General features: G+C 41.9%; 9 protein-coding genes. 7 read left to right on the top strand and 2 right to left on the bottom strand.

What is annotated here, in order from left to right; all coding sequences use genetic code 11:
• The 3 genes from BQ8014_RS06335 to BQ8014_RS06325 are packed head-to-tail and all read left to right on the top strand — an operon-like array spanning position 1 to position 3,637.
• Positions 1-1,524 (top strand): RagB/SusD family nutrient uptake outer membrane protein, encoded by a 1,524-nt coding sequence (locus tag BQ8014_RS06335; protein ID WP_080903635.1) that lies wholly within the window; start codon positions 1-3, stop codon positions 1,522-1,524.
• A gap of 11 nt (positions 1,525-1,535) precedes the next feature.
• Positions 1,536-2,348 carry a glycerophosphodiester phosphodiesterase family protein gene (locus BQ8014_RS06330; RefSeq protein ID WP_080903634.1) on the top strand — a complete coding sequence of 271 codons (813 nt, stop codon included), beginning with the start codon at positions 1,536-1,538 and terminating at the stop codon, positions 2,346-2,348.
• A 29-nt stretch (positions 2,349-2,377) separates the two neighbouring features.
• The gene (locus BQ8014_RS06325; protein WP_160150041.1) at positions 2,378-3,637 is read left to right on the top strand and encodes a YdcF family protein; all 1,260 of its coding nucleotides are present in this window, start codon (positions 2,378-2,380) and stop codon (positions 3,635-3,637) included.
• Between the two features lie 326 nt (positions 3,638-3,963).
• On the opposite strand, the gene BQ8014_RS06320 is transcribed toward BQ8014_RS06325, so the two are convergent.
• Both BQ8014_RS06320 and BQ8014_RS06315 read right to left on the bottom strand, forming a co-directional pair.
• Positions 3,964-5,928: a CotH kinase family protein gene (locus tag BQ8014_RS06320; protein ID WP_160150040.1), complete on the bottom strand. Its 1,965-nt coding sequence runs from the start codon at positions 5,926-5,928 to the stop codon at positions 3,964-3,966.
• Between the two features lie 164 nt (positions 5,929-6,092).
• Complete coding sequence (locus tag BQ8014_RS06315) at positions 6,093-7,868, bottom strand: aminopeptidase P family protein (protein WP_080903631.1); 1,776 nt, start codon at positions 7,866-7,868, stop codon at positions 6,093-6,095.
• A 255-nt stretch (positions 7,869-8,123) separates the two neighbouring features.
• Between BQ8014_RS06315 and BQ8014_RS06310 the strand changes: the two genes are divergently transcribed.
• The 4 genes from BQ8014_RS06310 to BQ8014_RS06295 all read left to right on the top strand — a co-directional run bounded on the left by BQ8014_RS06310 (position 8,124) and on the right by BQ8014_RS06295 (position 14,914).
• Positions 8,124-8,681, top strand: coding sequence for an RNA polymerase sigma-70 factor (locus tag BQ8014_RS06310; protein WP_080903630.1), 558 nt, complete (start codon positions 8,124-8,126; stop codon positions 8,679-8,681).
• Between the two features lie 65 nt (positions 8,682-8,746).
• The gene (locus tag BQ8014_RS06305) at positions 8,747-9,712 is read left to right on the top strand and encodes a FecR family protein (RefSeq protein ID WP_080905851.1); all 966 of its coding nucleotides are present in this window, start codon (positions 8,747-8,749) and stop codon (positions 9,710-9,712) included.
• 129 nt (positions 9,713-9,841) lie between these two features.
• Complete coding sequence (locus BQ8014_RS06300) at positions 9,842-13,240, top strand: TonB-dependent receptor (protein ID WP_080903629.1); 3,399 nt, start codon at positions 9,842-9,844, stop codon at positions 13,238-13,240.
• Positions 13,241-13,261: 21 nt separating this feature from the next.
• A complete protein-coding gene (locus tag BQ8014_RS06295) occupies positions 13,262-14,914 on the top strand; it encodes a RagB/SusD family nutrient uptake outer membrane protein (RefSeq protein WP_080903628.1) in 1,653 nt (550 codons plus the stop codon).
• The last annotated feature ends 4 nt before the right edge of the window (positions 14,915-14,918 follow it).

The following is a 14,918-nucleotide window of genomic DNA, read 5'->3' as shown; positions in this document are numbered from 1 at the left end:
ATGAAAAAAATAATAACCCAAATAACAGCAATCCTTTTCGTATTACAAAGCTTCACTTCCTGCGACAGCTTTATAGATGAAACCAATCCGAATAAGATTCCGATTGATAATTATTTTCAAACGGAGAATGATGCGGAAAGAGCTGTGAATGCAATTTATTTGGCAATCCGTAGTAATTCTTGCCTGGGTGAAAGCAGCTATCTCTATACCGAAGAACGTTCGGACAATATGGGCCGCCTGGATAATCAATCGTCGGCAGGAGAGCCGTTCCAATTCACCGATTTTTCCCTATTGCCTAGCAATACCTATTTAAGAACCCATTGGAACAGTCTGTACCAGGCGGTAACGCGAAGCAATTTCGTCCTCACATATATCGACCAGGTGTCATTTACCGACGAAAAGGTAAAGGAAAATTATATGGCCGAAGCTAAGTTTTTACGCGCTCTGGTCTATTTTCATTTGGTGCGAAAATGGGGAGATGTACCTTTGGTAACCACTTTCCTGACAACCCAAGACGAAATCAAGGAAATTACATTCCGGGAAAAGGAAAATACGGTCTATAACCAAATTGTAAAAGACCTGACGGAAGCGCTCAATTCAAGCCTTCCGAACATCCAGCCGGCATCCGGTAAAGGGCGTACTTGTAAGGCGGCCATTAACGCTCTTTTAGGGCAGGTTTACCTGACTATGGGCACAACAATAGAAGGAGACCGGGATACAAACCTCAACTCAGCTAAAAAATATCTTGAAGATGCCTATAATATGAGATCGTTCGAAACGCTGAAGGAAATTCCTTATGCGGATGTTTTCGATGTAAACAAGAAAACGACGTGTCCTGAAATTATTTTCCAAATCCAATATATCCAAGGTGACAAAGATTACTATTCTTCCATTGCAACTTCCAATCAACCTAAAGGAGAGAAAATCAATTCGCAAAAGACATCTACCGGGACAGGAAATTTTGTCAATCCGGACGTTGTGAAAGAATATGAAGAAAATGATATTCGTAAAGAATGGTCCGTTCAATTCTCCACCTATACCAATGCACATTTCATTACGAAATTCCGGGATGCGAGTGATGCAGCCGGTACACTGGGTTACGGAGGTAACGATTGGATCTTAATCCGCTATGCAGATGTCATCCTCATGCTGGCCGAGGTAAATTCTTATTTGGGAAATGAGGCTGCAGCTATCAGTTATCTCAATCAGGTTCGCGAACGGGTCGGCCTCCCTTCTTATGAAGAGTCTTTAAAAAATACGACATATAAATCAAACTATCCGACGTTAAAACTGGCGATTTTGCATGAACGCCGTTCGGAATTGGCTTTTGAAAATCACCGGTGGTTCGACCTGCTTCGCTTCTTTACAATCGAAGAACTGACGACCTATATTCATTCCAAAAAACAGGAAGATTATGGAATCTCAAATATAAAGAATTTCGGAACAAAGGATAGGTATTACCCGATACCATTTGATGAGTACAAACTCGATCCTGAAAAGATGTATCAAAATCCGGGTTATTAAAAATAAGAAAGATGAAGAAAATTTGTTTTTTGCTCTTTTGCCTTTTATGGCTTCAAAATAACATTGCACAAGAATTATCCGATTCATCAAATATAATGGTTGTGGCTCATCGCGGAGTCCACAACCATTATCCCGAAAATTCAATCCCTGCGATCCGGGAGGCGGTAAATTTAGGTGTGGATATTATTGAAATCGATATCCGCCATACGAAAGACAGCGCCTTTGTCTTGATGCATGATAAGACCATCGATCGGACAACAAATGGTAATGGCTTGATCGAAGATTATACTTTGGATGAATTAAAACGATTCCGGTTAAAGAATCCGGATGGTTCTCTTTCCAACGAACAAATTCCGACATTAAAAGATGTATTGAAAAAATTCAATGGAAAAACAGTCTTTGATATCGATATTAAGACAAACCGGTTTATACCTGTTATAGAAATAATAGAGAAAATGGATGCCGTAAGTTCCGCTATAATCTTGGTTTATGATTTGGAGAAAGCCTCTTTACTCAAAAAAAGAAACGAGAATTTTAAAATACTCCTGTATGCTAAAGATGAAAAAAGCCTTAAGCCGATTTTCAGCCAACTTAGACCGGAGGCTATTCATATAAACGATACATACAACACTCCCTCTGCGAATCAGTTTATACATAGCCAAGGGAGTCGGTCTTTTATCAATTCTCTTGGGAAAATCGACAGTAGCGCTGTACATAACCCGGAGTCTTTCAAGAACATTTATAATAATGGGGCCAACATGATACAGACGGATTATCCGGAACTTCTTTTGAGATTTCTACGTACTCAGAAACTTCACAAATGACCTTCACTCATCATAAAAGATTTGCAGACATGAATCCGAATAAAGTATTATTTATTCTCCTAATCTTATTATTGGGAGGAAGAGTAGGAATATATTCCCAGCATATAGCAAACGGTAACTATAAAATAATCGATTCAAAATCACTTATCAGCAAGAATTTCTATTTTCTAAGTTTACTTGCAAACGATACATTGGGACGAGATTTGATCGAAAATGATCCGGTCTTATCCACCTTCGCCCAAAATAAGCTTTTACAAATATCCCGGAATAGCGAGAATTCAGAACCTCTTTCCGGACTACAACTGACCGACGAAGAAATACATTATATCGGGAACCGTCTGGTGGAACTATACGAAACCAATCCTATATTAGGTAAGATTCTCAAGAATCATATTTACCCTTCGGGAGTTTATTGTATCTATAACAATCTGGATGAAAAGGAATTATTATATAAAATATGGGAACAGGACGCCAAGGGTATGAACCGATTTATTGATGTTTACGGAAAAGGAGTAAAACCTAAATATGCCCTCATCGATTCCATTGACTTCAATATACATGATAAAGCTTATCACCCTCTCCTATCCGCTTGCAGACAATACATTAAAGATGCCAGCAGCAGATCCAATCTGTTTTTCGCTATTCCGATTCATGCTTTTTTGACATTATCCGACATCAACGATCGCTATGAATCGATCGATTTCGAACCGATGGAACAAACGGTCAATAAAGAAGCTTACGAAGCAATCCGGGTAACTGATTTTCAAAAATATCCCTATTCGATCATTTTAGTCTTAGGAGCCGGACCGGATAAGATAGGCGTACCCCTCAGTCCCCTCAATAAAATACGTTTAAGGACAGCAGCAATCAAATATCAGGAAGGGAATGCACCCTTTGTCGTCGTTTCAGGAGGAAGAGTTCATCCTTTCAAAACGATCTATTCTGAAGCCGGGGAAATGAAACGATTTCTGATTGAGAAATGCAATCTTCCGGAGGAAGCGATTATCATGGAGCCTCATGCCAGACATACAACGACAAACATACGGAATACGGTACGGATCATGTTTCGTCAGGGAATCCCCCTTAAAAAAGCGGCCATTGTCTCATCCGATACACATATAGATTATATTGCCGGAGAAAAACAAGCCGAACTATTCAATAAAAGATGCCTGGAAGATATGGGAATCATCCCTCACCGGTTAGGCCAGCGTATAGATGAAACCTCCGTAGAATTTTATCCGCAAATTGAATCTTTATATATCAATCCGAACGACCCCTTAGACCCATAATCAAGGGTCGTTCGGATTGAACTCACTATCGTTAAATGCAACAAAGTTGTCGCTCAAATCAGCCGGGGTCACTTTTAAGGCATCATAGGTGCTCTGTGTATCATTTATCCCACCTTCAAACATCTAAACTTGCTGATCTTTCTTTTCGCCTTCTGCCCCTGCAGCACGCTTAAAGTCTGTACGAATGTCAAAACTGCCTTCCGTTACCAACGGAATACGTCCCAAACTGCTGAACTAAATCGAAATGCAAATATGAACGTATAAACTGCATTTCTGCGTAACTCTGCTTCTTTATACTTTCCGATAGAGAAAATTCCTTTCCCTTCTTACCTGCAGCTGATCTTTCTTGTCTCTTTTGCCTTGCCCGGCGCGACGATGCTGAGGATGTATTCGCCTGCGGTGAGGGGGAGGGTGCAGCTGCCCGTGGCGACGACTGACATCACCCGCCTCCCACTTAGGTCGTAGACCGTAATCTCCGTGCGTTCGAGAAGGCCGTCAATATGAACGGCGCCCTGCCAGATCGAGAGGCGCAGAGGGCTTTCGATCGGCTGCACACCAGTCGGTTTAGGAGTGTATTGCAGCTTCTTATCCATCCACGCGACGCGCTCGGTGAGGAAGGTTTTCAGCCCCTCCACCTCGGCCACATACGAGCCCAAGATGCGCGGATTCTGATGTACAAGCGTGTTCATGATGTTCCAACGCTTAAAATTCAGCTCTTGCGAGGCGTTCATCTCGGCCGCATAGTCGTCGACAACGCGAAGGAGGCTGTCGACATCGAAGCGCCCGGCGTCGCGATACTGTGCCCAAGTCGTCTTGATCTCGGTCATCAGCGCGTCGTCGGAGAGCCATTGGAACACCCAGCTGCGCATGCCGTTGGCCCAACTGCCGGTCGAGGTACAGAGCCAGTTCGGATTCTGATTGATGGGGTAAGTGCGGTTGTCGTTCTCAAAGGCGATGTCATAGTCCCAGACGGGACCGAAGTAGAAGAGGTCATCCGCGCGCCGTTTGTACATATAGACGCTCCAGTACGTGTCCGTGTTGCCGCTCAGCTCGCCGATCAAAAAGTGGCGGACGAAGGTATGCGTGTCCATGTATTTGCGGTAGCCGTTTACGGGATCCTTGCCGATCGGTGAGAAAAGCGCGCGCTCGAGCGTATTGAAATAACTTTCGATATAAGCCGCTTGCGAAGGCACGATTTCGTCGTCTTTGGGGTATTTGATGGTGACCGGAACGCTGTATTGATTGGAGTAGAACTTCGAGTTCTCGCTGTCGGCGTAGGCATCGATCTCGATTAGATATCCGCCCGCAAGCTCGGGGAGCGCGGTGTCTTTCTCCGACATTTTGTCCGTCTCGACGCGCCCGCTCGCCACCTCGATTTGGTCGCAGAGCTGATACGTGCCGACGTATTCACCGTTGAGCACGACGTCGACCGGCTTGCCCGCCGGTGTATAGGACATTTCGAAGCGACGGCTGAAGTCGAAGGCGACGAGATTGCGCATGAGTGTCTTGTCGCCGTAGTTGTTGATCAGCGTCCAGTTCTTTTCCTTGGCGGGGAAACCGAGCAACGAGGCTTTGTTGTAGAGCTTGAGGCGATACGGCTTCTTGGGGAAGTTCCAGCTGGCGTTGCCGCGCCCGCGGATGTCGAGGCTGTCACTGTGGATGCTTGCGCCGTCGATAACGGTGATGATGCCCTTCACGTAGATCTCTTTTGAGGTGATTGACTGGTTATTAGTTGTATGGATGGCGACGGTCGGCAGGTTGGTAATTTGGCCGAGATGCGAGTTGTCACCCTCGGAGGCGTAGCCGTAGAACGCGAGCTCGGCTATGTTACAACGCACATCGCGCCGCCCGATGTAGCGCACATATTGAAAGCCCCGCGAGCATGTGACGGCTTGCTCCGTAAATTGCCCCGCCGGCGCAGCCGAGGGGATAACGCAAAGTGGAATGGCGTCGCCAAAGTCCGGCTGATTGGCACCTTCGAAGACGCCCAGTTCGACACGACCTTCCTGCCCGGCGCGCGGACAATAGGCGATGGAAGTGATGACATGCTTCTCACCAAGGTCGAGACCTGCCCAGCCTTCGTCGCGCTGCCAGGTGGCGAAGTACGTATCGAAGTTACCGTCAAAGAGGTTGACGGCCGTGTTGACAGTGGTAGTCTGCGCGTTGTCGTGGTCATAATCTACGCACAGGGTGGTGCCGATGACAGCACCCTGCAGCTTCTCCGGCGTTTGTGCCGCGAGGGTCGAAGCGGTGGCCAGCCCCAAAAGAAAAATCCAATAATAGTATTTCATGTTCTTATTTATTTTAGATAAACATACGGAACAAATATACGAAAAAAGGCGAAGGTGCGGTGGTATTATGCGGTTGATGTCCGTGTACATCCGTTGGCGCTTCACGGACAAACACGGACACCCATTACGTACTTACAAGACGCATCCTTGCCGAAAGGGTATTTTTAGATAGCGGCGGTTTTGTTGCGGAGCCATATCTTTTCGGGTTCGGGAAGGTAGGGCGAAAGCTTATCATAGACTGTCCGGTGGTAATTATTTAACCATTCGAGTTCCGTATCCGTCAGCATCTCTTTGATGATGGGAGCTGTGTCGATCGGGCAGAGAGTCAAGGCCTCAAATGCATAGAAATCGCCATACTCTCCGGAGATTGCCGGTTTAACAAGCATCAGATTCTCTATTCTTATTCCATATCGATAATCGCGATAGATGCCCGGCTCGTTGGACATCACCATCCCGACTTCCAGTACCACGGGATTCTCTTCCGGGCGGATGCTCTGCGGGCCTTCATGCACATTCAGGAAATGGCCGATTCCATGTCCCGTACCATGCCCGTAATTGATGCCCAGCTTCCACATGGCGTCACGCGCCAGGATATCGATTTGCGATCCCCGCGTCCTCTTAGGGAATACGGCGCCGTTCAAGCCGATATTCCCTTTTAATACCAATGTATAATCTTTCTTCATTTCAGGAGTGATGGTTCCCAAGGCATAGGTACGGGTTATGTCTGTTGTCCCATCCAGGTATTGTCCGCCGGAGTCGACCAAAAGGAGGCCTTCCGGTTTGATTTCGACGGCTGTTTCAGCCGTCGGATGATAATGATTCAGGGCGGCGTTCGGACCGTATCCCGCAATTGTACAAAAACTTTCGCCTTGGAAGTTTTCTCTCTCACTCCTTAATTCCTTCAATTTCTCTCCGATGGTATATTCCGTGACTTTTCCTTCGGACACTGCCTTTTCCAACCAAACCCCGAAATGAACCAAGGCAATGCCATCCTGCACCAATGCCTTTCTGAAACCAGCAATCTCCGTTTCGTTTTTGATGCTCTTCATCCGGTCTGCCGGCGAAGGGAGGTCGACAATCCTCGACGTGGAGGGAATCGCATTATAAAAAGCATACGACAATTTACTGCTATCCACGCAAACGGACGTTTGCAACGAGGAGATAAAAGACAGTATGGAGTCATAGGGGGCAAGCCGTATGCCGGATTCCGACAAAATCCGGCGATTCTCCTCCGAAACCTTCTTCTCATCAATGAAGAGGATGGCATCATCCAAAGAAATAAAGGCATAGGCGATGGCAACAGGATTATAGAGCACATCCTTACCCCGTATATTGAATGTCCAGGCAATTGCATCCAACGTGCTGATAATGATCGATCCGGCATTCGCCATTTTCAGGGTTTCCCGGATGCGGCCGATTTTACTTGCCGCCGATTCTCCTGCATATTTTATGGAAAAAGTAAAAATCATTTGCTTGGGCACCGGCGGGCGATTGTCCCAAATCGATTCAAAGGGATCGTATTCGCTGACGAGGCCGATTCCGGCGGCGTCTAACTTCGTTTTCAGGATAAAAGCATCCCGGGCGGCATAAACTTTTGCATCGATACCGACCCTGTTACCAGGCTCCAACTCACTGATCAGCCAGTCGGTAAAGGAAGGTGTTTCCGGCAAACGATCCTTGAAGAGGACTATTTCGGAACCTTTCATCTCGTTTACGGCCTGAATGAAATAACGGGAATCCGTCCAGAGTCCCGACTTGTTCAAAGTTATCACCAGCGTGCCGGCAGAACCGCTGAAACCGCTTAACCAAGCCCTGCTTTCCCAATAGGCGGGCGGATATTCACTCATATGCGGATCGGTACTGGGGATAATGAAAGCATGCAGACCATGTTCCGTCATGAACTTTCTCAGGTCGGCGATGCGTTTGTTTATTGTACTCATATCTTTTTATTTTAGAATTAAAGTTATTCGTGGGCATAACGCCCCACCTTCTGATCAAATTTACATAAAAATCATGAATTAATAAATGTATCCAACAAGAAATCATTTACAATCAATGACAATAGGCAAATGTTTCCGCATTTCAGTCATAAAAAAGAAACGAATCCCATGAGATATTTCCTTTTTTACAGGTCTGTGCGGATTTAAGGAAAATATTACATACATTTGCCAATATGTACAAATGTTAACCAAGTGATGGAGATTAATAACAAGTATACATATTTGGGAGAAATTTATGTTTCGCATTATGATAGGATGAAACGATTTGCCTGCAGGTATGTTATTGAAGAAGAAGATGCGGAAAACATTGTACATGATGTTTTTCTGGAACTTTTGGAAAAAAAAGAATTTTTCCCGTTTGAAATTAATTTAATCGCGTTCCTCTTTACTTCCCTAAGAAATAAATGCATTGATTTTTTACGCCATCAGCTAAACAAACAGCGTACAATCGAACATTTAAAAGAAGAACAGACCATTGCCCTGCAATTAAATTTAAATTCATTGGAAGATTTCAGTGAAGAATTATTCAAAGAAAAAGATATCGAAACTCTTATATCTAAAGCCATTGATAACCTTCCTGAAAAATGTCGTGAGATATTTATTTTAAGTAAAATCAAGGGGAAGAAACAAAAAGAAATCGCCCGGGATCTCAATATTTCCATTAATACAGTCGAGACTCAGATGGGGCTTGCGTACAAAAGATTAAAGGAAGAACTAAAGAATTACCTACCTCTTCTTCTCTTTCTTTTATAAAATAATTCATTTTTTATTAGCGGATTTTACAAGTTCATCCGTTTATTATTTAAAGAATGAAACTGATGGATGAACAATTATTAAAATATTTTCAAGAGAAATTAAATACTTCCGAACAACTGGAGCTATTAAGAAAGGTCAGCACAGATGAAGAATTAAAAAAGCAATATATTAAATTGCAAAATCTTCATGGAATGCTTGATTTATCAATACTCCCTCCCGGGGAAAATAAGGAAACAATCCATCTCAATTATATAAAGCTATTAAAACGCGTACAAAAACAAAAAACAAGAAAGATCGTTTTAACAGTCATGGGCTATGCCGCCGCCATTGCGTTCTTAATAATTTCAACATGGTGGGTGGCCGATTCAGCTAAATACTCCGGAACAAATACATTACGTGTTCCAGCCGGACAAAGAGCCTGCATAACCCTGCAAGACGGAACAGAAGTATGGGTAAATGCCCATTCTACCCTTACTTATCCTTCTCAATTCAATGGAAAAGAAAGGTTCGTAACATTATGCGGAGAGGCATTCTTTCACATAGCCCCAAATCCTTCCCAACCATTTATCGTCTCCACAAAAGATACAAAAATAGAGGCATTAGGCACCCAATTCAATGTAAAGAGTTATCCGGAATCAGATTTCGTTCAAACCAGTTTACTCGAAGGTTCCGTTAGAATTACGAATTTGAAACCGGAGAAAAAAAATATTATACTTTATCCCAGCCAAGAAGTAATTGTAAGAAATGGGAAAATGGACGTAAAAGAAATCGAACATCTTTCCTATTTCTTATGGAAAGACGGCATCTACAGTTTTGAGGAGGAAGAATTCAAATCGATCATACAGAAACTGGAGTTTTATTATGATGTCAAAATCGTAGTAAAAGATTCCTCTATTTTGGACTTAGTCTATACCGGAAAATTCCGTCAGCAAGACGGAGTCGATGAGATCCTCCGGATCTTTCAAAAAATCCAAAAGTTCAATATCAAAAAAGATAGAGAGCACCATATTATAACTTTAAGTAAGTAAAACTATAAATGAATTGCCTATGAAACATTAAATGAAAAATTAAAATACCGGCAGATGCCGACACATCTGCCGATAGCGTTAAAGTAAACACAATCTTAAATTTAATATTCACTTAACAATAGCAAAGATATGAAAATAAAAACTTTGTTGCTACATCTTATTGCATGGAATAAACACTTTAAAGATTATTTCAGAATTATGAAAATATCACTCGTCTTTTTATTTGTCTGTGCCTTCCAACTTGTAGCATACAATACAAGTGCACAGAATTTAGTGATTAATGTAAATTCTACGACCTTTTCCATTAAACAACTATTCAAAGAAATAGAAAATCAAACGGATTATTTGGTTGTATATAGTAATGAGGAAATTGATTCCAACAGGAAAATAACAGTAAAAGACAAGTCCGGTGAAGTCATCTCATTTCTTCAGAAAGCATTTGAAGGGACAGATATCAAATATGAATTTGAGAATAATTACATTGTCCTTACTAAGAATGGTATTACTTTAAAAAATGCAGCGTTCAATAATCTATTGATTGCCCAACAAAACAGAAGAAGAATCACAGGTACTGTTACAGACAATAACGGGGAGCCAATTATCGGTGCCAATGTCGTTGCCAAAGGAACGAGCAATGGAACTATTACGGATTTAGAAGGACGTTTCTCTTTAGAAGCAACACCGGAATCAATTTTACAGATTTCTTTTGTGGGTTATATTAAACAAGAGGTGCGGCTAAACAACGATCAATCTATTCTTAACATCATTTTAAAAGAAGATACAGAATCTTTAGAGGAAGTAGTTATTGTTGGTTACGGGACTCAGAAAAAAGTAAATCTAACGGGATCAATTGCTTCGGTTAGCAGTGAAACTCTAAGCAAACGTCAGGTGGGACAAACTTCTCTGGCTCTGCAAGGTACAGCCCCCGGGGTGACTGTAACCCAACGTTCCGGCCAACCGGGCATGGATGGTGGAGATATTAAAATAAGGGGAATCGGCACATTAAATAACGCAAACCCTTTAATCCTTGTTGACGGCCTTGAAATGGGGCTTAATAATTTGGATGTATCTACCATAGAATCCATTTCCGTCCTAAAAGACGCGTCTTCGGCTTCTATTTATGGTTCAAAAGCGGCCAATGGCGTTATTCTGGTAACGACCAAAAGAGCAATGGAAGGAAAATTCAATATCTCATATAATGGATATATTGCCAAACAAAGCCCGACTAATCTTCCTGAAAAAGTGGATGCAATAGACCATATGTTACTTTTGAATGAAGCGAAAATAAATGCTGGGGCCGGCGTTGTTTATTCAGACGAACAGATAAAGAATTGGCGGGAAAAAGGTCCGTCCGACCGAGATCACTATCCGGATACAGACTGGCAGAAAGAAGTATTAAAGGGAAGCGGTTTCCAACAAAACCATAGTCTGACCATGACGGGAGGCACAGACAAGTTGAGAGTATTAGCATCTTTAGGATACCTTGGGCAAAAAGGCCTTATCGACAAGGTGGATTTCGAGCGTATCTCCATGCGTTTAAATACGGACTTTATTTTTTCCAAACACTTTTCTTCATCAGTGGACCTTTATTTATACAATTCAAACCGAAATTCTGTAGCACGATATAATAGTGTTTCTTCTAATGGTTCCGGCATCGGATATATTTTCTTCTTAATGAACAAACTTCCGGCAGTCCAAGCTATGCAATATTCTGATGGGAATTATGCCGAAGGGCAGAATGGAGAAAATCCGGTAGCCAGTATTTATAATGGTGGCTTTACCAACGAGAAATCCACCCCTATGACAGGAAATCTATCTTTCAAATGGGAGCCTCATGAAGATTTCTGGATGCAAGCGGCATTCTCTCCATCCATATCTTATCCTATGTCTGAAAGTTTTGTTAAGCAAGTAACTACCTATAACCCGGATGGGAGTATATTCTCGTCTTTGCCAAGTAAATCCAATTTAACCGTACAATCCGATTATAATCGTTATTTACAGTTCAGAAGTACGGCAAACTATAAAAAGACTATTCAAAATCATACTTTAAGCGCATTAGCCGGTTTCCAATATGAATCTAATTACAATTCCGGATTTAATGCCTTTCGGGATGAATTCCCTTTTCCTGAGTATACAGTCTTACAATCGGGTTCCGTCGAAAATATGAGAAATGATGGTTGGGCCGGGGAAAATGTACTTATTTCCTGGTTTGGAAGAGTTAATTATGACTACAAGGATAAATATTTATTTGAAGCGAATATCCGGTATGACGGTTCTTCCAAGTTTGCCAAAGGAAACAGATGGGGGGCTTTTCCTTCTTTCTCTCTCGGTTGGAGATTATCGGAAGAACGCTTTTGGGATACTATAAAAAACTTTGTATCCAACCTTAAAATTAGAGGCTCTTGGGGAAAACTTGGTAATCAAAATATAGGAAACAACTATCCATTTTCTTCTAATATAGACATGAGTACCAAATATATCTCTGAAGATAAACTGGTAGACGGGGCTTCCGTTCTGACAATGAATAATCCAAACATTACCTGGGAGACAACTACGATGACCAATATAGGCGTTGATCTGAACGTATTCAACAAGCTCAACGTCACCTTCGATTGGTTCAACAAAAAGACCACTGATATTCTGATGTTGTTGGATATCCCCCGTACCATGGGATTAGAACCTACATACCAAAATGCCGGAATCGTTGAGAATAAAGGGTATGATATAAATATCGCCTATGCAAATAAAATAGGTGATTTTGATTTCGATATTGCTTTCAATTTTTCAGATGTTAAAAATAAAATCACAGATTTGAAAGGAATTAACGGAACCGGCTTGGTAACCAACAGGGAAGGATATGCCATTAATTCGTTATATATGCGGAAAAGCCTGGGTATTTTGACAAATGATGATTTTAATGCCGATGGTTCTTATAAATGGGCTCGCCAGGGGCGAAATCTGGCACCCGGAGATTTAAGATATGCAAACATGAACGACGATGATCTTGTCAATGACCAGGACCGGGAAGTATTAGGATCAACCATACCCCGTTATACTTTCGGTTTTAATTTTTCCGGTCGTTACAAAGGATTCGATTTAAACATGTTACTTCAAGGAGTAGGCAAGGTGGATGGTTATCTTTCTTCAATAGCCATGTATCCGTTCTTTTCCGGTAGTACTGCATTTAATATTCATAAGGATCGTTGGACCGAAGAAAATCAAAACGCTAATGCCTCATTCCCCAGACTATACTTTTATGACACTGCCAACAATTATTTGGCTTCGGATTTTTACATGAAAAGTGCGGCCTATCTAAGATTAAAAAACATTCAATTAGGATATAAAGTGCCAACTTCTTTGTCCAAAAGATTTTTAATGGAGAACTTGCGTTTTTATATCTCCGGGGATAACCTGCTTACATTAACTAATTTCTGGGACGGATGGGATCCGGAAGTATCTCCTGCTTCAGGGGGAGACTACTATCCTCAGGTAAAAACAATCAGTTTCGGTATAGATATCAGATTTTAATCATATTTAGAAAGATATATCATGAAAAAGAATATTGTATACATATTGGTATTATATGCTCTCCTCTTTACTTCCTGTGAGAGTGTGCTGGAAAAATATCCATTAAATTATCCATCCACAGAAACATTTCTAAAGAATGAGGCTGAAATAGAGATGGCTATTGTCGGCATACATTCTCCACTCTATATGTATGGAGACAATGTACCTTTTACCATCTATTATGATACGGGGTCCGATATCGCGGCGGAAAGAGATGTGAAACCGGAGCAACTATATCATACCTCTAATGCAGGTCTTTTAAACAACTTATGGATAAATGCATATAAAGGTATCTATCGATGCAATTTTATTCTGGAAAATATAACTCGTGCAAGCGATAATGTATCTGTCGAAAAAATTGAAAGATATAAAGCCGAGGCTAGGATTATGCGCGCTTATTATTATCATCTTTTGGTTTCTATTTTCGGAGATGTACCATTAATAGATCATACCCTAACATTAGAAGAAGCGTATGTATCCAGAGAACCTAAAGAGAAGGTAGTCGATTTTATCCTCTCCGAATGTGATCTTGCAGCACAATATTTGCAACAAACAAATGAGCCGAATACAATGGCTATGACGAAAGGATTTGCATGGGCGATAAAAGCAAGATCCGCATTGTATGACTCACGTTGGCCGGATGTAATAAATGCTTGCGAAAAAATCATGCAACTCGAAGGTTCCGAATATATCCTGGAAGCAAACTATGGAGATATAACGATGCTTAGAGGAAAAACATCGAAAGAAATCATTTGGGCGATACAATTTAATCAAGATGATAAAACCCAGTTAATGCCGAGCAGGTTTAAATCCCGACTTGCCGGAGGATATTCTAATAAAATGTCTGTACAGGCTCTGATCGATTCATATGAATGCATAGACGGACTTTCTATCGACAAATCCCCGTTATATGATCCTAAACATCCATGGGCAAACAGAGATCCGAGAATGAATTACACAATCGTCTTGCCGGGAACAACTTTCTTTGGCTACCAATTTGAAACCAATAAAGATAGTGTTATGTGTTGGGATTATAATCAATCTCCTGCCGTACGAATTGGAAATTTGGACGCAACGCACGCATATGCCAGTTTTTCCGGTTATATCTGGAAGAAGTATTGCGATCCTTTAGAATATCGGACAGACGGGGCATCCTCTATCAACGCGATTGTTTTCAGATATGCCGATATTTTACTGATGTACGCGGAAGCCAAAATCGAATCGAATCAACTGGATGCATCGGTATACGGGGCAATAAATAAAGTTAGAACTCGGGCCGGAATGCCCGATATTACTCCGGGCAAAAGTCAACAGGAGTTAAGAGCGGCCGTCAGAAGAGAGCGTAAGTATGAATTCGCCGGAGAAGGCCTTCGTCTTTTTGATATACGTCGTTGGAAAATAGCAGAAAAAGTAATGAATGGAATGTGCTATGGACGGGTGCCTACCGGATATCCTTCTTCCGCTCCGGCAATTGATGAATATGGAAACCCTGATTATACGAACTTCCCTGAAAAAAATAAATTCGGGACTAAATTAGGGATGCGTTTTTTTGATCCTGCTATCCATTATTTATCACCCATTCCCAGCTCTGAATTACAGGCAAACCCAAATCTCATTCAAAACCCCGGATATTAATATA

The sequence above is a fragment of the Parabacteroides sp. Marseille-P3160 genome, from assembly GCF_900162725.1.
Taxonomy (GTDB): Bacteria; Bacteroidota; Bacteroidia; order Bacteroidales; family Tannerellaceae; genus Marseille-P3160.
Note: the sequence above shows the minus strand (reverse complement) of the source record. Positions and strands in the feature narration are given on the sequence as shown.